The organism is Flavobacterium jumunjinense, assembly GCF_021650975.2.
Lineage (GTDB): Bacteria > Bacteroidota > Bacteroidia > Flavobacteriales > Flavobacteriaceae > Flavobacterium > Flavobacterium jumunjinense.
On sequence record NZ_CP091285.1, the window covers coordinates 1,515,425 to 1,539,612 of the forward strand.

Genomic DNA, 24,188 nt, shown 5'->3' on the forward strand with positions numbered 1-24,188 from the left:
ATATATAAATATTTCATGATGACAATTCCAAATTTAGTAGGTGCAGGTTTAATCGTAATCGGAGCTGGTTTAGGTTTAGGTAAAATTGGTGGTTCTGCAATGGACGCTATTGCTCGCCAACCAGAAGCTGCTGGTAAAATTCAAACTGCAATGATTATTATTGGTGCATTATTAGAAGGTTTAGCATTCGGTGCTTTAATCTTAGGAGCATAATTAAAACAACAACACCTTTAGCGGTTGGCTTAAGGTGTTGTTTTGTTAAACAATTTTTTTGAAACGTATTTTAAAGTTTATATAATGGATAAATTAATTAATGATTTTTCATACGGTTTGTTTTTTTGGCAAGCTATTATACTTGTAATTTTAATTATATTATTAGCTAAATTTGCTTGGAAGCCAATTATAGCTTCATTAGCAGCACGTGAAGACGGTATTTCTAATGCTTTAATGGCAGCAGAAAATGCGAAGAAAGACTTAGCTAATTTAAAAGCTGATAATGAAAAATTACTAGTTGAAGCTAGAGCGGAAAGAGATGCTATGCTTAAAGAAGCTCGTGAAATGAAAGATGCTATGATTGTAGAAGCTAAAAACGAAGCTACAGAGCAAGGAAACAAAATGATTGCTCAAGCAAAAGCAGCAATCGAAAACGAGAAAAATTTGGCTATGGCAGAATTGAAAAATCAGGTTTCTTCACTTTCATTAGAAATTGCAGAAAAAATATTAAAAGATGAACTTTCTAACAAAGAAGCTCAAACTAAATTAGTTGAGAAAATGTTAGGAGATGCTAAATTAAATTAATTATGGCAGGAACTAGAGCAGCTATACGATATGCAAAAGCTATTCTGGATATGGCTAAAGCAAATAATAATGAAGCAAATGTAAATGTCGATATGAATTCGATACTTACTGCTGTTAAAGATAGTGACGAATTAAAAGATTTTTTAAAGAGTCCGGTAATATCAGGAACATCTAAATTTTCTGCTTTATCAGAAATTTTTGCTACAGCACAAAATGAAACTAAAGGATTGTTTCGATTACTTTTGGAAAATAAAAGATTTGGAATACTTTTAGCTATTGTTTCAGAATATAATAAATTATCTGATGAGGATAATGGTTTGGAAACAGTTGCTGTTACAACAGCAGTTCCTTTAACTTCAGATTTAGAATCGAAAGTATTGGCGAAAATTAAAGAATTTTCAAAAAATAAAATCACTATAAACAATATAGTAGATCCATCAATAATTGGAGGATTTATTATTAGAATGGGTGATAAACAATATAATGCATCTGTAGCTAACAGATTGCAACAATTAAAAAGAGAGTTTAGTAATTAATAATATAGATCGCACACTTAATTGGTGTTAAAATTATAAATTAAGATGGCTGAAATTAAACCTGCTGAAATATCAGCAATATTAAAAAAACAATTATCAGATTTTCAATCTGGTGCTACATTGGAAGAAGTGGGAACAGTTCTTCAAGTTGGAGATGGAATTGCTCGTGTTTACGGATTAGCTAATGCTCAATATGGAGAGTTAGTACAATTCGATAACGGATTAGAAGCAATTGTTCTAAATTTAGAAGAGGATAATGTTGGTGTAGTATTATTAGGTCCTTCAACAGGAATTAGAGAAGGTTCTACAGTTAAAAGAACACAGCGTATTGCTTCCTTAAAAGTAGGTGAGCAAATTGTTGGACGTGTTGTTGATACTTTAGGAAACCCTATCGATGGTAAAGGTCCAATAGGTGGTGAGTTATATGAAATGCCATTAGAGAGAAAAGCTCCTGGTGTTATCTATCGTCAACCAGTAACTGAGCCGTTACAAACTGGTATTAAGGCTATTGATGCTATGATTCCAGTAGGTAGAGGACAACGTGAATTAGTAATTGGAGATCGTCAAACAGGAAAAACTTCAGTTTGTATTGATACAATCTTAAATCAAAAAGAATTTTATGATGCTGGAAAACCAGTATTCTGTATATATGTAGCTGTTGGGCAAAAAGCTTCAACTGTTGCTGCAATTGCAAAAACATTAGAAGAAAAAGGAGCAATGGACTATACAGTTATTGTTGCTGCTAATGCTTCAGATCCTGCTGCAATGCAAGTTTATGCTCCATTCGCTGGTGCATCTATTGGTGAGTACTTCCGTGATACTGGTCGTCCTGCTTTAATTATTTATGATGATTTATCTAAGCAAGCAGTGGCATACCGTGAGGTATCTTTATTATTAAGAAGACCGCCAGGTCGTGAGGCATATCCAGGAGACGTTTTCTATCTTCACTCAAGATTATTAGAAAGAGCAGCAAAAGTTATTGCTAATGACGAAATTGCCAAAAACATGAACGATTTGCCAGATTCGTTAAAACCAATAGTAAAAGGTGGTGGTTCTTTAACTGCTTTACCAATTATTGAGACTCAAGCTGGTGACGTTTCTGCTTATATCCCTACTAACGTAATTTCGATTACTGATGGTCAGATATTCTTAGATGGTGATTTGTTTAATTCAGGTGTACGTCCAGCAATTAACGTTGGTATTTCTGTATCTCGTGTTGGAGGTAATGCACAGATTAAATCTATGAAAAAAGTTGCAGGTACTTTAAAATTAGACCAAGCACAATACCGTGAGCTTGAAGCTTTCGCTAAATTTGGTTCAGATTTAGATGCTGTAACATTAAGTGTTATTGAAAAAGGGAAACGTAATGTTGAAATCTTGAAACAAGCGGTAAATGATCCATCTACTGTTGAAGATCAAGTTGCAATTATCTATGCAGGTTCTAAAAACTTGTTAAGAAACGTTCCTGTGAATAAAATTAAGGAATTTGAAATTGACTTTTTAGCGTTTTTAAATGCTAAACATAGAGATACATTAGATGCTTTAAAAGCTGGAAAGTTTGATGATACTATCACAGACGTATTAGCAAAAGTAGCTAAAGAAATTTCATCAAAATATTAATTAAAAGGTATAACGTATACTGTATTAAGTGAGAACTATAAATACAGTATACATTATGCAATATCTACAATATACAATTTGTAAGAATGGCAAACTTAAAGGAAATTAGAAATAGGATTGGTTCAATTTCATCTACGATGCAAATAACATCGGCAATGAAAATGGTTTCTGCAGCAAAATTAAAAAAGGCTCAAGATGCTATTACGGCTATGCGTCCTTATGCTGAGAAGTTAACAGAATTATTGCAAAACTTAAGCGCAACTTTGGATGGTAATTCTGGAGGAGCTTATGCAGAGCAAAGAGAAGTTAATAAAGTTTTAATCATTGCTGTAACTTCAAATAGAGGTTTATGTGGCGCTTTTAATTCTAATGTTATTAAAGGTGTTAAAAATAGAATTGAATTTTATTCAGGTAAAACGGTTGATATTTTTGCTATAGGTAAAAAAGGAAATGATGTGTTACGCAAAACAAATACGGTTATCGAAAATCGTAGTTCTATTTTTGATGACTTAACTTTCGATAATGTTTCTGATGTTGCTGAAATAGTAATGAAAAAGTTTGTTGATGGAGAATATGATAAAATTGAAGTAGTTTATAATCATTTCAAAAATGCAGCAACTCAAATTGTAAAAACTGAACAGTTTTTGCCATTAGAGCCAATTACTGGTGGAGAAGCAATTGCATCTGATTATCTTTTTGAACCATCAAAAGAAGATATTGTATTAACATTAATACCAAAATCTTTAAAAACTCAGTTGTATAAATCAATACGTGATTCATTTGCATCTGAGCATGGAGCACGTATGACAGCAATGCATAAAGCAACTGATAATGCAACAGAATTAAGAAATCAATTAAAATTAACATACAATAAAGCAAGACAAGCTGCAATTACTGGAGAGATTCTTGAAATTGTTGGTGGAGCAGAAGCTTTAAATAGTTAATTCGATATATAGGCATTATTTAAAAAGGCTATTTGGTTTTCCAAATAGCCTTTTTCTTATTTTTGAAAATAAAAAAAAATAAAAATTGTAACTTTAGCAAAGTTTTTACGTATAATAAAGAACAACGAAATAATAAATCAATGTCAAAAGAAAGTTTTAATTGGAAAAGTTTGTTTGTTAATGATGAAGCTAATTCAAAAATAAATCAAGAAAAATCGTCTAAACCCGCAGAGAATAATGCTTTTACTGCTCCTGTTGAAACAAAGAAATTTCCTGAAGAAAAAATGGCTACCAATACAATGAGTAGTGATAATTCTTCTAATCCATTTGTTAATGAAATTTTAGGAGTATATGAAAAAGGTTTTGAATCTTTAAACTTAAGTGATTTTGATTTTTTCGAAATGTATAAGTCTGTTGTTGCTGTTGGAATAACTAATCCTCAAAGTTATCAAATGGCATTTACAATGGGGAAATCTATTAAACCAGATTTAACCAAAGAATTCCTTATTGAAAAATCTAAATTTTATATAGATGAGATCAATAAAGTACATGTAAAATATGATACTACTGGAAATGCTAAAAGGCAAGATTTAAGTAATTTAGTTCATAATGAAAAAGAATCATTAACAGTTTCTATTGCAGATCTAGAAAATAGAATTGCCCAAATGCAACAAGAATTGCAACAGAAGAAATTATTACTGGTTAATATTGATAGTAAAAACGAAAATGAATTAAGAGAACTTCAATTAAAAATTGATGCAAATAATTTTGCTAAACAAAAAATACTAGACTCAATTAACTTGGTAATTAGTGGTATAAATCAATATTTATAATTTATAGGAAACGTATTTTTTTAATAGGTTTAACATAAGATAAAAAAGCAATTAAAAAACATTATGAATAAATTCGAACAAGAAAAAAGTACTCTTTTAGAGTTACCTATTTTAAAACACTTTGATGAGTCTAAAGGTGAAATTGCCTTAAATACTAAGTCGTTAAAAAAAGGCGAAAAATATATATTTTTTGCTATTGCCCTAGGATTATTGGGTATAGGAGGTTATTTAACTTGGACTTACATAATTCCGCCATTATTCACTATGCTTGGTCAAGCAATTGCGCTTTCAGCAACAGCTGTATTCTTGATTTTTTTAGTGATGATGTTTCCTGTAATAATGAAAGCATTACGTTTTGCAACTAAAAACCTTCATAAAGCTTTAATTCAAAGTAACCCTTTTAATGAGTTAGAAGAGCAAAAACAAAAAATGGTGAAAAACCGTGAAGTTTTTAAAAATACTAAAGCAAAGCTTAAAGGTTTAAAAAATGAAATGGAAGTAGAAGCTTCAAAATCTGAAAAAGAAGCAAAAGATTATCAAGAGGAACTATTAAGCCTACAACGTCAATCTGAAAGGTTAAAATCTGCAATGGACGAGATGGTAAGGGTTAATGGGTTAGCAGCAAAAGATACAGACGAGTATGTTACTTTACAAAGTGAGCTTGCTAAAAAATTAAGCAACTCTCAAAGGATTTCTAATCAATATGAACAAAGTAAAAGCTTCATTCAAAAATATGGAGTTAGAGCAAATGTTCTTGGAAAAATGGATCGTAAATTAACACTGGCTGGAACAGCAATTGATATTAAAATTGCCGATTTTGATGCTACAATTACGATGTTAAGAAAGGAATATGAGTTTGCTAAAAATGCAAAAGCAGCGACTGAAAGTGCTAAAAACGCAATGATGTTCACTAAAGATTGGGAATTAGAATATGCATTAGAGGTAGTAACTTCAACAATTGCTCAAGATATTGCTAGAACATCTGAAAACTTATTAGATATTGACACATTAACATCTCAGTATTCGGTTGATAATGACGAATTGTATTCAAGATTAGACTCTTTGGCAGATAAAATTAAAACTGGAGATAATACTATTCCAGATTCGACTAGATATTCAAATCCTAACTATAAAATGTCTAAAGAAGACAAGCAAAATGCTAGTGGATTTGGAGATATTTTTTAAATTAATCAAAACTAAATTACTTATATAACATGGGAAAAATTCTTAGAACAAAAAAATTAACCACTTTATCAGAATTACTTATTGTAATTATTGGTATTGGAGGAATTTTAGGATCAATCTATTATTTGGCTCCAGGACTTAGAACTGAAGTGTCTAAAAAATTAGACGGTATGACTTTAGATAAAACTGTAGTTGATAACGTTCTAAATGCAGATAAAATAGAATTACCTTCAAAAGATATTTCTTCTGAGGTGTCTAATGCACCAAAGATTAGAATTGCTGGTTATGCATGGAATGCGCAATCTGGAATAATTGTTTCTAATGGTGGACCAAAAACGACAAAAGGTTCGTTAATGGAAAAAAATGGAGTTAATTTAGAAATCATTCGTCAAGACTGGTTGTCTGAACTTCAAAACATGCAAATGAAATTTATCGAAGAATTTGATCAAGGAACGAAATATCCAACATCAGATAAATCTGCATTCGCAGTTATGATTATGGGAGATGGAGCACCATTCTATATTAGTTCTGTTCAAAAATCATTAGATGATAAATACGGAAAAGACAAATACCACCTTCAAGTTATGGGAGCAATTGGTATGAGTTATGGTGAAGATAAATTAATCGGACCACCAAGTTGGAAATCTGATCCACAAACTATGAAAGGTGCTGTTGTTTCTGCTGTATTAGGAGATGGTGACTGGGTTACAACGGTAAATTACTGTTTTGCGAATGGCTTAAAAGTAAATCCAGATCCTTCAACTTATGATGCTGATGCAGTTAATATTTATGCTTCAGAGAACGATGATTATATTAAATCAGCTGAGGAATTAATTAAATCGCAAACTACTGGATGGACAGTTTCTTTAAAAGAAGTTTCAAATGGTAAGTTAACAGGTAAATCAGTAAATAGAAAAATTGATGGTTGTGCAACTTGGACGCCAGGAGATAAATTGGTCTTTGATAAATTATCTGGATTTGTAGATATTGTTTCTACTAAAGAATTTAACAATCAAATGCCAACTGTTTTAATTGGTTTAAAAGAATGGGCTGCTCAAAACCCTGCAATTGTGTCTAATATTTTAAAATCTTCTTTAACAGCATCTAATCAAATGAAAAATTATGATGATTGGAGAGTTAGAGCATCAGAAGCTGTTACGGATACTTATCAAATGGAGTCTCCAAAATATTGGTATGACATGTTCAAAGGACAACAAGGAACTAAAAATGGTTTAACATATAATATGGGTGGTTCTAAAGTGTTTAATAATTCAGATGCAATGCAATATTTTGGATTATTAGATGGTGTAAATAGATATAAATCAGTTTATAATCAAGTATCAACATATTTGACAGAATTAAACCCATTTGGTTTTAATGAAAATGTAGGTAAAGTTTCAGCTTATGAAGATGCTGTGAATTTATATTACCTAAAAAACATTAATGACATTCAATCTACTGCTCCTGAAAAAGTAGATTATAGTGCACAAGCTACAGAGGTAATGGCTTCAGGAGAATGGAGAATTAATTTTAATACAGGAAGTGCTCAAATTTCAAGCAGTTCAACTAGTGAATTAGAAAAAATTTACAACCTTTTAATTCAAGCGGAGAACACTAAATTAACAATCGTAGGACATACTGACAATGTAGGTAATCCAACTTCAAATGTAACGCTTTCTAAAAATAGAGCTGAAGCAGTGGTTGACTATTTGAGAGGTAAAAATATTCCTTTAAATCGTTTTCAAATGATAGATGGTAAAGGAGCAAACGAACCAACTGCAGATAATAACACAGCAGCTGGGAAAGCAAAAAACAGAAGAGTAGTAATTACGCTATTGAAATAATAAAAAACCTTAAGAGCTATCAAATTTGGTAGCTCTTTTAATTCAATCCATGATAAAATTAATAACACCATTTGAGAAAATTTCCAAATCAAAAAGGATGATCATTCTTTTCGCTTGGATTGCAATCTTAATCCTTATTTGGATTATAGGTACTTCTGGAGAGAAACATTTGTTTCCAAATCCGCAACAAGTATTTAAAGGTTTCACAGAGTTATATAATGAAGGTTTGGTGGTGCATATTTTCAATTCGTTGAAATTGTGTTTTTTATCTGTATTTCTTGCCACTGTAATTTCATTATTATTTGCCTATAGTTGGCCAATACCTTTAATGAAACCTGTTGCAGAATTTATAACGAAATTCCGTTTTCTTCCTTTTACAGGTTTGTCTTTCTACGTGACTTTAGTTGTTCACGATGCTAGAAATATGCAAATCTGGATAATGGTAATTTTCCTAACTACTTTCCTAACCACATCGTTAATTTCAGTAGTAAAAGATATTCCACAAGAAGAATTCGATCATGCAAAAACCCTAAAATGTAATCGTTTCGAAGTATTATGGCAAGTAATTGTTCTAGGAAGATTGGATTATGTAATAGATGTTATTCGTCAGAATTTAGCCATTACATGGATGATGTTGGTAACAATCGAATCGATAGTCGTTGCTTCTGGAGGCTTAGGTTTCTTAATTAAAAATTCAGATAAGTTCATGAATCATGGACGAATTATAGCATTACAAATAATCATCTTAGGAATTGGTTTATTATTAGATTGGTTTATTAACTATCTAAGAAGAGCCGTATTCAGATACTCTAAAATATAAATTTATGGATTTCGAATTTAAAGAAACGCTTTTATATGTGGAAAATCTTAGTGTTGCCTATGATGACACTGTTATTATTAAAGATATAAACTTAATTGAAAAAGATGTGGTTCGAGAAAACCACAATAGTACTTCACAAGTTATTGCTGTTGTTGGTCGCTCTGGTAGAGGAAAATCAACTTTTTTTAAAGCTTTAACTGGTTTGGTAGCACCAAGAACTGGAAAAATTCTAATTAAAGATTTTAAAAGCACTGTAGAAGGAGCTGCAAAAGATATTAAAGAAGGAGATATTGGTTTTGTAGACCAAAAATATACTTTGTTTCGACACAAAACAGTATTGCAAACGCTGAAATTTGCTTTAAGAAAAACGAATTTAACAGAAGAAGAAAAGGAAGAAAAGATAAAAGAATACCTTCATAAATGGGGATTAGATAACTGTACTTACAAGTATCCAAATGAGCTTTCTGGCGGACAAAGACAAAGAACGGCAATCATTGAACAATTATTTTCTTCGGAACAGTTTATTGTAATGGATGAGCCTTTTTCGGGTTTAGATGTTGGAAACATTAAAGAAGTGAAAAAATCTTTCGATTTGTTAAATTCAACTTCAGAATACAATACCATAATTTTTTCTTCACACGATATAGAATTAGCAGTTTCGCTAGCACAAGTAATTTATGTTATTGGTTACCCAACAATTGAAGGAGAAAAGCAAAATTATGGTTCAATTGTTGCAAAGTTCGATTTAAGAGAACTTGGATTAGCTTGGCAGGAATTTGGTGAAGCACATTTAAAATTGACAAGAGAAATTATCAATCAAATGATGCTTTCATAAGGTTGTTTGGATGAATCACAATACAAAGTCAAATTATAATCAAGAAGTTGAATCGAATGGCTATGCTATAATAAATGATGTTTTTTCGAATGAAGAAACCCAATCGTTTATTTATGAAATAGAACAAATTAGTGATTCTTTAAACAAAACTTTTAGAAAATCAAAAGACCTTTTTGCAATTAGACAGTTTCTTAAAGAAGTTCCAACTATAAATAAAATACTATTCAATGATGCATTGAAAAATATTTTGGGGCAGCTTTTAGGAAATGATTACTTTGTTGTAAAATCCATCTATTTTGACAAACCAGAACAATCCAATTGGTTTGTTTCCTATCATCAAGATTTAACTATTTCTGTAGATAAAAAACTGGAATGTAGTGGTTTTAATAATTGGACAATTAAACAAAATCAATTTTCAGTTCAGCCAACAGAAAAAATCTTAGAGAATATTTTTACAATTAGAATTCATCTAGATGATACTGATGAAAAAAATGGAGCATTACGTATAATTCCTAAATCACATGCGAACGGTATTGTTCGATTAGATAGTTTTGATTTTAACGAAGCTGAAGAGCAAATAGCAAAAGTTAAAAAAGGAGGTATAATGATAATGAAACCGTTATTGTTTCATGCCTCAAACAAAACGATTAATAATGAAAAACGAAGAGTTATTCATGTAGAGTTTTCAAATTTAGATTTACCAGAAGGAATTTCTTGGTCAGAAAAAATTAATATATAGGTAGAAATGGGAATGTTATTTACTAAAGAATATATTCAAGAACTTAAAAATGCAACAACAGCAGTTTTAAGTGTTTGTGATACTTTAAATTCAGATACAAAATGTATTTCAGAATTGAATGCACTTTTGCCACAAAATAGCACGAATAAAGTACTTCTTAAAGCAGAAAAAATATTTATTTCAGATTTTATTTTTGTCTTTAGTAAGGTTAAAAATCTTTCCGAAAGTTCGCAGTTTGGATTAGCCTATTATTATGATGCAATACGAAATCAGCATTTTGCAAATGAAAATGAGATAGAGAGCTTAAATAAACTTGTAACAACTAATCCATTTAAAAGTCATTTCAATAAGATTATTCAATCTAACATACTTTTTGAGTTAGATCAAAGTAGGACTTTTCTATTGAATTATTTAAAGAAAAATAAGCACCCAAGATATAAAGAAATAGTAACGATTTTTAAAGTCTTTTTGAAGTTAGTTTGCGTTACAGAAGATCAAAATAATAACAAATTAGATGAAATTTTAGGAATCGATTTTAAAATAAATGATGTAATAGAAATTTCAGACGATTCGTTAGAAAAAGTGCTAGAAGAGTTAAACGGACTTATTGGTTTAGAAAATGTAAAAAAAGATGTAGCTGAATTGGTAAACCTTTTAAAGGTGCAACAAAAACGCACAAAACAAGGGTTGAAAAATATAGAGATTACATTGCACACTGTTTTTCTTGGTCCTCCGGGAACGGGGAAAACTACTGTTGCAAGATTATTGGGTAGAATATTTAAACACTTAGAGTTTTTATCAAACGGACAAATGATAGAAACAGATAGAGAAGGAATGGTTGCTGGGTATGTTGGTCAAACAGCTACAAAAGTTGATGCAATTGTAGAAGAAGCTAAAGGTGGTGTTTTGTTTGTAGATGAAGCTTATGCTTTAAGTCAAAACGCATTGGGGAATGATTATGGAGGAGAAGCAGTGAATACTTTGTTAAAAAGAATGGAAGATTTTAGAGATGATTTTGCAGTAGTTGTTGCAGGATATGATGAACCTATGCAGATTTTCATAGATTCTAATCCAGGATTACGATCAAGATTTAATCGTTTTTTTCATTTTGACCATTTCAAACCTTCTGAATTATTTTCCATTTTTGAATTGAATTGTAAAAAAGCAGATTTCATAGTAACCGAAGAAGCAAAAGAAAAATTAAAAGATACTTTTGAGTTATTATATGAAAAGCGAGACGATAGTTTTGGTAATGCAAGAGTTGTGAGAAACCTCTTTGAAAAATGCATTCAAAAACAAGCAAATAGAATTGTTACGATTAAAAGAGTATCAAAAAAAGCATTAAAAACATTATTAGAACAAGATATTCCGGAACCAAAAGAAACAATAGAACAAGTATTTTATAAGCATAAAAATGATGAATAGAAATTTTTTTAAAATAGCTGTATTATTAGTAACAACAGTTGTTTTTTCACAAGAAGAAGTAAAAGAAGAGAGTAAGTTAAAAGTAGATTTTTCAGGATATCTAGAAGCTTTTTACGGATATGATTTTAATAAACCCACAACAGATAAAAGACTAGATTGGATTTATAATCATAGCAGACATAACGAATTTAGTATCAACATGGGGATGCTACGAACAAGCTTAACCTATGAAAATGTTTATGCAAATATTGCAATTCAAGCAGGAACAAATGTTGACGATAATTATAGTGCAGAAAGCATGAAATTATTTCACGAAGCTTTTATTGGAGTGTATTTAGATAAAGATCAAAAGCATGTTGTTGAAGCAGGTATTATGCCTTCTTATATTGGTTTTGAAACTTCGTCATCATTTTCTAATTTGACACTAACAAGGTCAATAATGGCTGAAAGTTCACCATTTTATTTTACAGGAGTAAAATATAACTATGTGCCAAACAATAAATGGTGTTTAGCATTTGTAACTACTAACGGTTGGCAGAGAATAGAAAAACCAAATAGTAAAGCACTACCGACATTTGGAACGCAAGTAGTATATTCTCCAACAGATAAGACAACATTAAATTGGAGCACTTTTATAGGAGACGAACCAATAGTAACAGATGCTTTGAGAACAAGATATTTTAATAACTTGTTTTTAGATCACGGTTGGAACGAGAAATGGAGAACTATTTTAGGATTTGATATGGGTTTCCAAAAAAGTATGATTGATGATACTTTTCAAGATTGGAAAACAGTTACATTAATTACACAATATTCAGTAACACAAAAATGGAATGTTGCAGCTAGAGCAGAATACTTTGAAGATAAGGAAAATGTAATTGTAGGTGTTGGTGCTCCATTTGAGGTATTCGGAGCATCATTCAATGTCGATTTTATTCCAAATTCCAAATTGAAATTAAGAACAGAAGCAAAATGGTTCGATTCTAAAGAACCAATTTTTAATAAAGAAACGGGTACAACGAATTCTAATTTTTTCTTAGTGACATCTTTAGCATTTGAGTTTTAATTACGAACTCCAATTTTTTTAAACAAATACGCCCCATTAATTTTAATGGGGCGTATTGTTTTTTAAGAAAAATGAGTGAAAATCACTACTTTTTCTTAAATAGGATAATATACTACAATCTTGGGGTAATATTCTATTGTTTTGCTTTTATGTAAACTACTATTTTTGGCATTAAAGTTTATTAATCTCGTTAAAATTGTTAATATTGTGAAAAAAGAACACTTTTTTTTGATTTTTTCTTTATTTTTTATTATTGATTCAATTCAATCTCAAAATCATAATTCTCATACCTGTACATCTCCAAAAGAGCATGTACGAGATGAAAATGAGATTAGAATGTTCAATCAATTAAATAAAGTTAATGCCGCTAAAGCAGCAGGAGTTAATGCTTGGGTTGAAAGCATTCATAGTTTTGCAGCAACTTGGGTATCGGGTGGATATGACTCTTTTTCAATTGGAACAGGAGCAACACCAAATGGTGCTAATCGTCAAAACATTGGATATACACAGGGATTGTATATTACAGATAAAACTATTTATGGTTATAGCTACGAAGAGCTAAGATTGGCTGCATTGTCAAATCCTCTAGGATCAACTGTTTTTAACTTAGGGCAAAACTTCTACTTACATTTATATAACGGAGGGACAGATGATGTTTATGGGCCTTTTCAGTTCAATTGGGAAAATCTAGGAGCAGCGGCAAATGATGTTTCAGTAAATGTAGAAACTCAATTTGGAATAAACGGAGTTGGACCTTTTGCAAATTGGCAACAAATCAAAATAATGGACTTTTATAATAAAGTAATTCCAATTATTAAAACAGTATATGGTCCACCTTCATTAAACCAGACTTTAAATGTAATTAATGATGGCAACTCAGTAGGAATAAACACATTTTATAATGGTCCAAACTGGATTACATCTTCCTATTTTGTAAATGCATCAGGAGATCTAGATCAACCTCGCTTATTAATTCACGAACTACTTCATGGCTGGAGAGATAACGTAGGTTTGTCATCTAATAACTTATGGCATTACGATCCAACTCTTTCAGGATTTGAAGAAGGAATGGCAGAAGCAGTAGCAGTAATAGTGATGGATAAGTTTATAGAACAATATCCAAACTATTTTAACGATACAAGGTTTAATATTCGTTGGGGGGCAGAACCTGGATATGCTTTCGATTGGGATTATGATTTTCAGAATCATCAACAAATAACAGGAACCGACTTTTGGTCTAGTGATCAAGGAACGGGAGTACATTGGGAACGTTATGGGACAGCATCGGCAGCATTTTATAAAATGTATATTGAAGACAATAATATATTTAAAAGTTTTAATGCTGAGTATTATAAACGAATGAATAATAATCACTCGCTACTAACTTCAAGAGCTTTAATAACAGATATTTTAGCTACAGTTCTACCAAAAGTTGAAGAAGAACAAACACTAACTTGGATTAATAATCAAAGGATTTTTGATTGTAATGTTTTACCAGGAAAGAAAGTCCATATGTTAAGTTTTCAAGGTGCTGACGGTATAATAGATATGGGACATGATAATAGAATCCAAGTTATAGAAACACAAAATTTACCTGGAGGAAACGAATGGTCTTGGGATGTTTATTCAGGTGGAAATCTAACACAAAGATGGTATCAACAACTTAACAATCTTTCAGGAACAATAACAGTAAAACGATATGACGGAACTACATTTGCTACAAAAAATATTAATAATAATTTAGATGCAAATGGATTGGCAAACGGAAATGGTGGTCCTCATCAAGGACCTTGTGTTACACCTAACATTAATGGGCCAGGTGCCTGTTTTCCAACAGGAATTAGTCAATTTGATTTTTATACAACATCAGCAGACCCAGCAATTACAAATGGAGGAATGAATGATGGAACTTGGTATACTAACCAAGGTGTAAAATCATCTCGTAATATCTATAAGATTCAAAATAGAGGTTTATACTCTTATAATATTTCATTTACAGATCAAGGACAACAAATAACAGGAAAGTATTATCGACTACATGGTAATGATTTTATTAATAATGATGGTGTTTATGCTGGAATTAGAAATAATAATGATACACCAGTTACAGGAAGAATGTATATTGAGCAAAAAAATGATGCAGTTGCTGCAACTGCAGATGAAGAACCAACAATTCCGATTGTTAACGGAACTGTTTTAGCCTCTAGAGTTTGGGGTTCTGTTCCAGAAACAGATGTAACTAGACAAGCAGGAAGAACAGACAGAAGATATTCCAAATTAGGAAAAGTTCATGCAATATATATTAGTGAAGACCCAACAGCAGCAGATCCATCAATTCCAGAAGATAGAAGTACAAAAAAAATTGGTTTTAGAAACATTGCTTATGGTGCATCATTAAGTGGAACACAAATGTTTTTATTTAATGTAGATGAATTAAAAGAAATTATTTTCACAGCTGAGGCAACAACTGCAAATTGTGAAGGAGAACCGGTTGATTTAACGGCTGAAAACAATTTCCCTACTTATTTAGATACCGATACACGTATCACCTACCAATGGGAAGATCCAATTGGAAATGTAATAGCAAATACAAAAAATTATACAATTCCATCAATTAGTAATGCAAATACAGGAATTTATAAATTGAAAATTACTTTTTTTGGAAATACTAAGCCAATTATTATAGATAAAATGGTAGACATTGGCACAAAAAGATGGAATGGGGTAGTAGACGGAAACTGGGATAACCCTATGAACTGGACACCAAATGGTTCAATTCCTAATAATACGGACTGTGTAGTTATTCCACCAGCAACAAACGAACCAGTTATTTCTGGAACAAATTATGCAGGTTTTGCAGGTACATTAAAAGTATTATCTGGAGCGGTTTTAACTGTTAAATCATCAAACACAATCGCAGTTACTGATAAGGTGACTGTAGATGCAGGTGGAATATTAGAAATAGAAAATTCAGGAAGTTTAGTTCAAATTAACGATATAGCTAATTCGGGAGATATAATTTATAAAAGAAATAGTATTGTTAGAAATTTAGATTATACTTTTTGGTCTTCACCAGTTGCTAATTTTAACGTTAGTAATATTGCAACTCCAAATGTACTTGGTCCAATTTTTAAATGGGATCCAGTATTTGCTAATCCAAATGGTGGGCAAGGATATTGGATAAATGCTGCTGGAAACACTATGGATATTGCAAAAGGATACATTGTTAGAGCTCCAAGTACATTTAGCCCGTCAGTACCAACCAGTTTAGGAGGAAGTTTTGAAGGTGTACCCAATAATGGAACTATAAACGCTTCAATTATAAGAGGTAATGATATTGATACGAATCCGCATTATGGACAAAATGGAATTCCAATTACTAACTTAAGTGATAACTTAAACTTAATAGGTAACCCTTATCCATCATCAATTAGAGCGAATCATTTTTTATACAATAATGCAACGAAAATATTAGGAAATGTAAGATTATGGAAGCACGAAAGTTTGCCTTCATCAGCTATACAAAATCCGTTTTATGGAAGTTATGGAGAAAATTATAATCCAAATGACTATTTAACCTATAATCTTTTAGGAGCAAATTGTTGTCCGGCAATAGGTTCAGATCTGTTGATTGGTTCTGGACAAGGATTCTTTGTACAAATGTTAGATGGACCAACTGCAACAGATAATGTAACTTTTGATAATCAAATGCGAAATGTTACATATGATAATAGTCTTTTCTATAAAGGAATGAATGCAAATTTAGAGCGTCATAGACTTTGGATAGATGTAACGAACCTATCAAACAACCAATTTGACAGAACACTTTTAGGTTATATTGAAGGTGCAACCATGGATGAGGATAATTTCTTTGACAGTACAGTTATTCCAAATAATGATGCTATGACTTTTTATAGTTTAATAAATAACAATGCATTCACAATTCAAGGAAGAGCATTACCTTTTGATGAAAATGATGAAGTGTTTTTAGGAATCGATATTATAACTCAAGGAAATTATACTATTGGAATTGGTTCTTTAGATGGTCTTTTCCAACAACAAAATGTGTATCTAGAAGATATGGAATTAAATATAGTTCATGATATTAAACAATCACCTTATCAGTTTACATCGAATGTTGGTAAAATCATTAATAGATTTAAAATAGTGTATTTAAACACAACATTGAATACAACAGATTTTGATTTGGAGAATGATGTTACGGTAATTAATAGTAATAATGATATTAAAGTTATATCAAATAACGAACTATTAGACTCAATTGTAGTTTATGATGTTTTAGGAAGACGTCTTGCAAATTATGGACAAATTAATTTAAAAGAATTTACATTGGACGACTTTACTAAAAACAATACAACATTACTATTACAAATAAAACTACAAAACGGGTCAGTAGTTAATAAAAAAATGATTTTTTAATTCAGATTCTGAGGAAATGTTTATTAGATAATTATTTTGGGGGCAAGCTTAATTATATTTTACAACTGAATGATCAATGTTTTAGATTTAACAAATTTTTATTGTTACTTAAAAGAGTCAAAGAAATTTGACTCTTTTTTTATTCATTTAGGTGTTCCCAAATAAAGCTATAAAATTCGTCTAGGTTTTTTACTGAATTCTCATAGTTTGAAATTTTTCCATAATGACCAGCATTACTGTTTATTTGAAGATAAATAGGATTTGTTTGAGCTTTTCTGTTTTGTAATTTTGCAGCAAATTTATAAGAGTGAATAGGAGGAACTCTATCATCATTTTCAGATGTTATAATTAATGTTATAGGATAATTTATATCTTCTTTGATGTTGTGATATGGAGAGTAACTTAATAATGATTTGTATTCTTCTTCAACTTCTGGATTTCCATATTCATCTAAATGATATTTTCCAGTTGTATATTGGTCAAATTTAGCCATGTCAAAAACACCAACTTTAGGAACAGCTACTTTAAATAAATCGGGTCTTTGTGTCATAGCCACTCCAACAACTAGCCCTCCATTAGAGCCGCCAGTAATTGCTAATTTATTTGAAGAAGTGTACTTTTCATTAATTAGAAATTCAGCTGCATCGATAAAATCATTAAAAGAATTCATTTTTTTTAATCCTTTTCCATCTCTATGCCATTTTCTCCCTTTTTCACCACCACCTCTTATTTGGGCAAATGCATAAACGCCTCCTTTTTCAAGAAAATGTAATAACCCAACATTATAATTAGGTCCACTTACTGACCCAAAACCGCCATAAGCTTTTAATAAAGTAGGGTTGTTTCCGTTAAGTTCTATCCCTTTTTTGTGTATAATAGTTATAGGTACATCCTTTCCGTCTCTACTTTTGTAAGTGATGGTTTTGTTTTCAAAATGATCAAATGGAAAAAGAGTTGGCTTTGGCTGAATAAAATAATTATAATAAACATTAGTATCTCCTGTTGTAATATTTAATCGATAGTTTAAATATGAAATAGTATTGGAATAAAAAGTAACATATAATTCATTTGTCTTACTGTCTAAAAAACGAATAGAAAAATCCATTTCCATAGGAGCTTCAAACTTTCTTACAAAGCTTCCATCATATTTATGAATGTTAATGTAGTTGTTTCCTAAATTTCGATATTTGCAAATTATATAGTCATTTGTGAAGTCAATATCAACTAATAAATGCGTGTATATTTGAGGTATTATTGAGGTTTCTTTATTAGAATCATTTATGTTAAATGATCTAATGTCTCCCCAGTCATATTTTGTATTAGTAAAATAAACTCTATCGTCTTTAAAGTATAAGAATGAAAAATCATCAACTTTGTTAACACTAAACTCGTTTAATGTAAAAGTCTCATCAGTTAGATCAATATAATGATATTTTGTATTTGATTCTTCTTTATTGGTTTCAAAAACAAATAACTTATTCTCTCTAACAAAAAAACTAAAATTACTTTCGTCATTAGTTGTATCGAAAACTAATCGATCTTTTTCTTGAATATCTCTTAATTTATGATAATAAAGTTGGTAAGTAGAATCTTTAGTAAAAAAATTTTGGTTTGAATTTTTTTTATAAAAAACACCATCATCATTGTTCCAAACAACATTTGAAAATTTGATATCTTTTAGTACTTCATCTAAATATTTTTGATTAGCAATATCTACAAAACGTATTTCATGTCGATCACTCCCATTTGGGCTAATTTTATATGCTAAATATTTTGAATTTTCAGAAGGGTAGTAACCATTTAAAAGCACATTTTTATCTTTGTATACTTTATATGGGTCGACTAATTCTAATGGAGAATCATTTAGTTCTTTTCTATAATGTAAAACGGATGGTTTTTTCTTATCCAATCTGTATAAAGAATAGAAATATTTCCCCTTTTTTATAGGGAGTCCATTCGTTGATAAATAATCGTAATCTTTTATTTTGAATAAGAAGTTAGTAGCTTTAGTAACATCTTTTAAGTGATTTTCAGAAAAATTGTTTTGTTCATTTACCCAACGAACTACTTCATCAGAATTAGTGTTTTCTAGCCAAGAATAATCATCATCGATTATTATATTGTGTTTAGTAAATTGAGACGGTTTTTTTTGAGAATCGGGTTGAACTTGTCCTATTATATTTTGAAGTATAAAGAAGTAAGTAAATAAGAAATAAATATTTTTCATTATAGAATATTAGATTTCAAAAATATTCCTTTTTCAATAAGTAAGCAATAATTAAATATATTTTATTCCAAATTGATATATTTGTTTGAATCAATTTTTTTATCATGAAAAGATATCTTTTGTCCCTTTTTGTATTGCTTTCCATTTTAGTTAATTCCCAATCACTCCAATTAGAGCAAATAATGAAGGGAGATGGTTTTATAGGAAATCAACCAGACAATACGCATTGGTCTATTGATGGAAGTACTGTATATTTCGATTGGAATCCGAAAAATGAAATAGGAGGAAGCACCTATTATTGGAATGAAAAGTCAAGTAAAGTGCAATTATTGGAAGAAGATCAAAAAGAATTTTCAGAAATAAATGCGCAGTCTCAAAGAGAATATGATGTAGTTTATTATTCAAAGAGAGGAAATTTATATGCATATGTTCGAAAAACTAAAGAAATTAAAAAACTATATACTTCTTCAGATAAAATCTATGGAATTGAAAGAAGTACTAATCAAGATGTACTATTCTATCAGCAAAACCGTAATTTATTTCAGTTGAATGTAAAAGATTTTGCAATAAAACAATTAACGAATTTTAAAAACGGTAATGAATCAACTAAGAGTACTAAAATAGATAATTATCTAGGGAAGCAACAGGAAGAACTATTTCAATTTGTTAGAGATAATAAAGCAAAAGAAGATTGGTGTGATAAAAAAAATGAAAATAGTAAAAGTGATTTGCCAAAAACAATTTATTATGGAAGTGAGTCGTTAGAACAAATACAGGCTTCTCCCGATGGTAAATTTGTAACGTTTAGACTTTCTACTTATCCCTCAGAGACACAAACAAAAGTAGAACATTTTGTTACTGCAGACGGTTATACTAATAATGAAGTAGCACGTACAAAAGTATCAATAGATAATTTGAGTAAGCATAAAATGGGTGTTTTTAATATAGAAAAAGATACAGTATATTATGTTTCATTTTCGAAATTATCAGGTATAAAAGAATATCCAGCATATTATCAGGAGTATCAAGAATTAAAAGAGAAAGAAAAGGAAGAAAAAGCAATTGTAATGTTGCGTCTAATTTATAATAAAGATGGAAGCAGATCCGTTTTTGAAATTAGAAGTCAGGACAACAAAGACAGATGGATTGTTCAATTAAATTTGAATACAGGTGAAATTACAGAATTAGAACACCAACATGATGAAGCTTGGATTGGTGGACCTGGAATACCTAATTATTCTTTTTGGGGAGGAAATTTAGGTTTCTTAAATGATAACGAGACAATCTATTTTCAATCAGAAACTACAGGATATTCTCATTTATATACTATCAATTTAAAAACAAAAAAGAAAACGCAATTAACCACTGGAAATTGGGAAGTGAGAAATGCGACACTTTCTCAAGATGGAAAATCGTTCTATTTGACTACCAATACTAATCACCCTGGAAACAGAGAGTTTCATAAATTAGATATTGCTTCAAAAAAAATGACAGCAATTTTAAATGCTGATGGAGCACATGAAGTTGTATTATCTCCAGATGAGAAGAAATTAGCAGTTCGTTATTCCTATAAAAATAAACCATGGGAATTATATATTGCAGACAACAAACCAAACACAACGTTAAAGAAAATAACACATTCAACTACACCAGAATTCGAAGCTTATAATTGGAGGAATCCAGATGTTATTACTTTTAAAGCAACAGATGGGGCAAATGTTAATGCAAGGCTCTATAAACCAAAAGAAGAAACGAAAAACAAAGCAGCAATTATATTTGTACACGGTGCAGGATACCTTCAAAATGCACATAATTATTGGAGTTCCTATCATCGTGAATTTATGTTTCATAACCTTTTGTCTGATTTAGGTTATACCGTTTTAGATATTGATTATAGAGGAAGTGATGGTTATGGTAGAGATGTTCGAACAGGAATTTACCGACAAATGGGTGGTTTGGATTTATCAGATCAATTAGATGGAAAAAAATATCTAGTTGAAAACTTAGGAATCGATGCGAATAGAGTAGGGATTTATGGTGGATCATATGGCGGTTTTATTACATTGATGGCATTGTTAACCAAGCCAAACGAATTTAAAGCTGGTGCAGCCTTGCGTTCTGTAACCGATTGGGCACATTACAATCAAGGTTATACTGCTAATATTCTAAATTTCCCAGAAACAGATAGTATTGCCTATAAACAAAGTTCTCCAATTTATTTTGCTGAGAACCTTCAAGACCGATTACTAATGTTACACGGAATGGTTGATGATAATGTTCAATTTCAAGATGTTGTTCGTTTATCGCAGCGTTTCATAGAATTAGGGAAGAAAAATTGGGACATTGCAATTTTTCCAGTGGAAGAACATGGTTTTGTAAAAACATACTCTTGGGTGGACGAATACCGACGAATATTAAATTTATTTAACGAGAATTTATTAGAGAAAGAATAATGATTGAGGTAAAAGAAATCGCTACAATAACAGAAATGTTGGAACAAATTGAAATTATCCAACAAATGTATCCTGATTATACTTTGGAAAAATATGAAGCATTGTTAAATGAAATGCTACCTTTACAATATAAACAAGTTTTGGTTCTTGAAAATGAAGTTTGTATTGGTTTGGCAGGATTTTGGATAGCTACTAAACTATGGTCGGGAAAATACCTTGAATTAGATAATGTAATAGTACATACAGAGCATCGTTCAAAAGGAATTGGAGAGCTAATTGCGGAATATCTAAACAAAAAAGCAATTGAAGCCAATTGTAATGTTGTTGTTTTGGATGCCTATACCTCTAATTATAGAGCGCAAAAATTTTTCTTTAATCAAGGTTTTGTTCCGCAAGGATTCCATTTTGTAAAACATTTAAAAAAATAGAAAAGATGAAATTTATAATTAATTTATTGTTAGTCAGTTTGCTTTCCTGTTCATCTGTTAAAGAAATGAAACAAGATACTAGTATGATAAAAATTCAAGAAGTATATTTTCAAAAATGGGTTGCAGGAATACAAGGAGGAGGAAGCGGAATAGATGTATACTTAAATCTAGAAGAGTCATTAGAAGAGGGAGTTAGCTTCAATAGAATTCAAATAAAAGATATTGAAACAACTGTAATTCAAAAAACAGATGATTTGAAATATGTTGCTCGATTTAAAACCGATTTGAATCAATTGAATTTAGATAAAAACACTGAAAAGGAATATGGTAATCAAGCTCCTCAGAAAAAAGAAATCAAATTAAAAGAAGGACAAGTAAAAATCTATTTCACGAAAAACGGACAAGAATTCTATAAATTGATAGAAAATGTACAAGAAAAACCAATGATGGCCTATCCTTCTATGAAGCCACAAAACAATGAGGAATAAACAAAAGAATTAGTTACTTTTGTCGAATAAATTAGAAAACAATTTCCATTGAGTCTTTATAAAAAATTACTGAATCAGACGGCTATTTATGGTATAGCAACTGTTTTGCCAAGAATGTTAAGTTTCCTATTGGTAAGACTATATGTAGACTATATGCCTACAGAAGAATATGGAGCTGTTTCAGTTATTTTTGCCTATTTAACCTTTTTCAATGTTGTTTTGTCTTACGGAATGGAGACTTCTTTTTTCCGTTTTTATAATACCGAAGTAGAAAAGAAAAAAGTAGTTTCAACTAGTACAATTTCACTTTTAGTTTCAACATTACTATTCTTATGTTTAGGTTTGTTTTTTAAAGAAAACATTGCCTTGTTGAGCGATATTAAAGTAAATTACATTCTCTATACGGTACTAATTTTAGCCTTAGATGCTTTAGTAATTATTCCTTTTTCAAGATTAAGAGCAGAAGGACGTTCCTTAAAATATGCAATTATAAAAATAACGAATGTTGCTATTAATTTAAGTTTGAATGTGTTTTTAATAGTTTATTTACCAGAATGGTACTCCAAAAGTAGTTTTTTAGAAGCTATTTATATTCCTGATTTTCAAGTAGGTTACATTTTTGTATCTAATTTAATAGCGAGTTTTTTCACACTGCTTGTATTACTTCCTGATTATTTTAAATTGCATTGGAAATTTGATACCGAGCTTTGGAAACGAATGATGCAATATGGTTTTCCTATTTTAATTGCAGGAATTGCCTTTGCTATTAACGAACATTTCGATAAAATTTTATTGAAATATATGGGCGTTTCTTTGTCCGATATTGGTGCGTATTCAGCGTGTTATAAGATTGGGATGTTTATGGTACTTTTCAGAACAGCTTACACTTTAGGCATTGAACCTTTCTTTTTTAGTCATGCCAATAATAAAAATGCTCCAAAAACCTATGCAGAAATCACCAAATACTTCGTTATTTTTGGTTCTTTTATTTCACTAAGTGTCATCGTTTTTGCAGATGTTCTAAAGTTGCTTTTAGTACCCAAATCAGAATATTGGATTGCAATGGATATTGTTCCTTTAATTGTAATTGCTAATTTCTTTCTAGGTATTTATACGAATCTTTCTGTTTGGTACAAATTAATTGATAAAACTAAAATTGGAGCTTATATTTCTATAGTTGGAGCTCTTGTTACCTTATTGTTAAACATCGTTTTAATTCCGTTTATAGGATTTGTAGGTTCTGCGATTGCAACGATTTTAGCATATGGTACAATGATGGTTATTTCCTATAAACTAGGACAAAAAAAATACCCTATTCCTTATGATAAAAATAAAATTGGACTTTATTTAGGACTTTCAACCGTGTTGAGCGCGTTGTCTTTTTATGTGGATATTTTTAGAGAAACTTATATTTTTGGAGTTGTATCTATTTTACTTTTTGGTTATTTTGTTTACCGTAATGAAAAAGAATTGATATTGAAGATTGTGAAGAGGAAATAGAAAATCC

At 30.5% G+C, this 24,188-nt stretch carries 19 protein-coding genes; 18 read left to right on the forward strand and 1 reads right to left on the reverse strand.

What is annotated here, in order from left to right; translation table 11 throughout:
• Positions 1-18: 18 nt before the first annotated feature.
• The 14 genes from L2Z92_RS06875 (at position 19) to L2Z92_RS06940 (ending at position 17,085) form a co-directional block, all read left to right on the forward strand.
• Positions 19-213 carry an ATP synthase F0 subunit C gene (locus tag L2Z92_RS06875; RefSeq protein ID WP_014165720.1) on the forward strand — a complete coding sequence of 65 codons (195 nt, stop codon included), beginning with the start codon at positions 19-21 and terminating at the stop codon, positions 211-213.
• An 84-nt stretch (positions 214-297) separates the two neighbouring features.
• On the forward strand, positions 298-798 hold the full coding sequence (locus L2Z92_RS06880; protein ID WP_236458098.1) for a F0F1 ATP synthase subunit B: 501 nt from the start codon (positions 298-300) through the stop codon (positions 796-798).
• A 2-nt stretch (positions 799-800) separates the two neighbouring features.
• Positions 801-1,334 carry an ATP synthase F1 subunit delta gene (gene atpH / locus L2Z92_RS06885; RefSeq protein WP_236458099.1) on the forward strand — a complete coding sequence of 178 codons (534 nt, stop codon included), beginning with the start codon at positions 801-803 and terminating at the stop codon, positions 1,332-1,334.
• Between the two features lie 45 nt (positions 1,335-1,379).
• Positions 1,380-2,954 (forward strand): F0F1 ATP synthase subunit alpha, encoded by a 1,575-nt coding sequence (gene atpA, locus L2Z92_RS06890; RefSeq protein ID WP_236458100.1) that lies wholly within the window; start codon positions 1,380-1,382, stop codon positions 2,952-2,954.
• 86 nt (positions 2,955-3,040) lie between these two features.
• Entirely contained in the window at positions 3,041-3,898 is an 858-nt protein-coding gene (atpG, locus tag L2Z92_RS06895; RefSeq protein WP_236458101.1) for an ATP synthase F1 subunit gamma, read from the forward strand.
• Between the two features lie 140 nt (positions 3,899-4,038).
• Entirely contained in the window at positions 4,039-4,731 is a 693-nt protein-coding gene (locus tag L2Z92_RS06900) for a hypothetical protein (protein WP_236458102.1), read from the forward strand.
• Positions 4,732-4,794: 63 nt separating this feature from the next.
• On the forward strand, positions 4,795-5,916 hold the full coding sequence (locus L2Z92_RS06905; protein ID WP_236458103.1) for a hypothetical protein: 1,122 nt from the start codon (positions 4,795-4,797) through the stop codon (positions 5,914-5,916).
• Positions 5,917-5,945: 29 nt separating this feature from the next.
• Positions 5,946-7,760: an OmpA family protein gene (locus L2Z92_RS06910; RefSeq protein WP_236458104.1), complete on the forward strand. Its 1,815-nt coding sequence runs from the start codon at positions 5,946-5,948 to the stop codon at positions 7,758-7,760.
• 49 nt (positions 7,761-7,809) lie between these two features.
• Entirely contained in the window at positions 7,810-8,580 is a 771-nt protein-coding gene (locus L2Z92_RS06915) for an ABC transporter permease (protein ID WP_236458105.1), read from the forward strand.
• A gap of 4 nt (positions 8,581-8,584) precedes the next feature.
• The gene (locus L2Z92_RS06920; RefSeq protein WP_236458106.1) at positions 8,585-9,415 is read left to right on the forward strand and encodes an ATP-binding cassette domain-containing protein; all 831 of its coding nucleotides are present in this window, start codon (positions 8,585-8,587) and stop codon (positions 9,413-9,415) included.
• A gap of 10 nt (positions 9,416-9,425) precedes the next feature.
• Positions 9,426-10,154, forward strand: coding sequence for a phytanoyl-CoA dioxygenase family protein (locus L2Z92_RS06925; protein WP_236458107.1), 729 nt, complete (start codon positions 9,426-9,428; stop codon positions 10,152-10,154).
• 6 nt (positions 10,155-10,160) lie between these two features.
• A complete protein-coding gene (locus L2Z92_RS06930) occupies positions 10,161-11,579 on the forward strand; it encodes an AAA family ATPase (RefSeq protein WP_236458108.1) in 1,419 nt (472 codons plus the stop codon).
• Entirely contained in the window at positions 11,569-12,645 is a 1,077-nt protein-coding gene (locus tag L2Z92_RS06935; RefSeq protein WP_236458109.1) for a porin, read from the forward strand. The genes L2Z92_RS06930 and L2Z92_RS06935 overlap by 11 nt, the downstream gene beginning before the upstream one ends.
• Before the next feature lie 207 nt (positions 12,646-12,852).
• Positions 12,853-17,085, forward strand: coding sequence for a hypothetical protein (locus L2Z92_RS06940; protein ID WP_236458110.1), 4,233 nt, complete (start codon positions 12,853-12,855; stop codon positions 17,083-17,085).
• Positions 17,086-17,224: 139 nt separating this feature from the next.
• On the opposite strand, the gene L2Z92_RS06945 is transcribed toward L2Z92_RS06940, so the two are convergent.
• Positions 17,225-19,312 (reverse strand): prolyl oligopeptidase family serine peptidase, encoded by a 2,088-nt coding sequence (locus tag L2Z92_RS06945; protein ID WP_236458111.1) that lies wholly within the window; start codon positions 19,310-19,312, stop codon positions 17,225-17,227.
• Positions 19,313-19,416: 104 nt separating this feature from the next.
• Between L2Z92_RS06945 and L2Z92_RS06950 the strand changes: the two genes are divergently transcribed.
• The 4 genes from L2Z92_RS06950 to L2Z92_RS06965 are packed head-to-tail and all read left to right on the forward strand — an operon-like array spanning position 19,417 to position 24,181.
• Positions 19,417-21,765: a S9 family peptidase gene (locus tag L2Z92_RS06950; RefSeq protein ID WP_236458112.1), complete on the forward strand. Its 2,349-nt coding sequence runs from the start codon at positions 19,417-19,419 to the stop codon at positions 21,763-21,765.
• A complete protein-coding gene (locus tag L2Z92_RS06955) occupies positions 21,765-22,193 on the forward strand; it encodes a GNAT family N-acetyltransferase (protein ID WP_319800401.1) in 429 nt (142 codons plus the stop codon). Before L2Z92_RS06950 ends, L2Z92_RS06955 begins: the two co-directional genes overlap by 1 nt.
• Positions 22,194-22,198: 5 nt before the next feature.
• Positions 22,199-22,681: a hypothetical protein gene (locus tag L2Z92_RS06960; protein ID WP_236458113.1), complete on the forward strand. Its 483-nt coding sequence runs from the start codon at positions 22,199-22,201 to the stop codon at positions 22,679-22,681.
• A gap of 48 nt (positions 22,682-22,729) precedes the next feature.
• Positions 22,730-24,181 (forward strand): lipopolysaccharide biosynthesis protein, encoded by a 1,452-nt coding sequence (locus L2Z92_RS06965; protein ID WP_236458114.1) that lies wholly within the window; start codon positions 22,730-22,732, stop codon positions 24,179-24,181.
• The last annotated feature ends 7 nt before the right edge of the window (positions 24,182-24,188 follow it).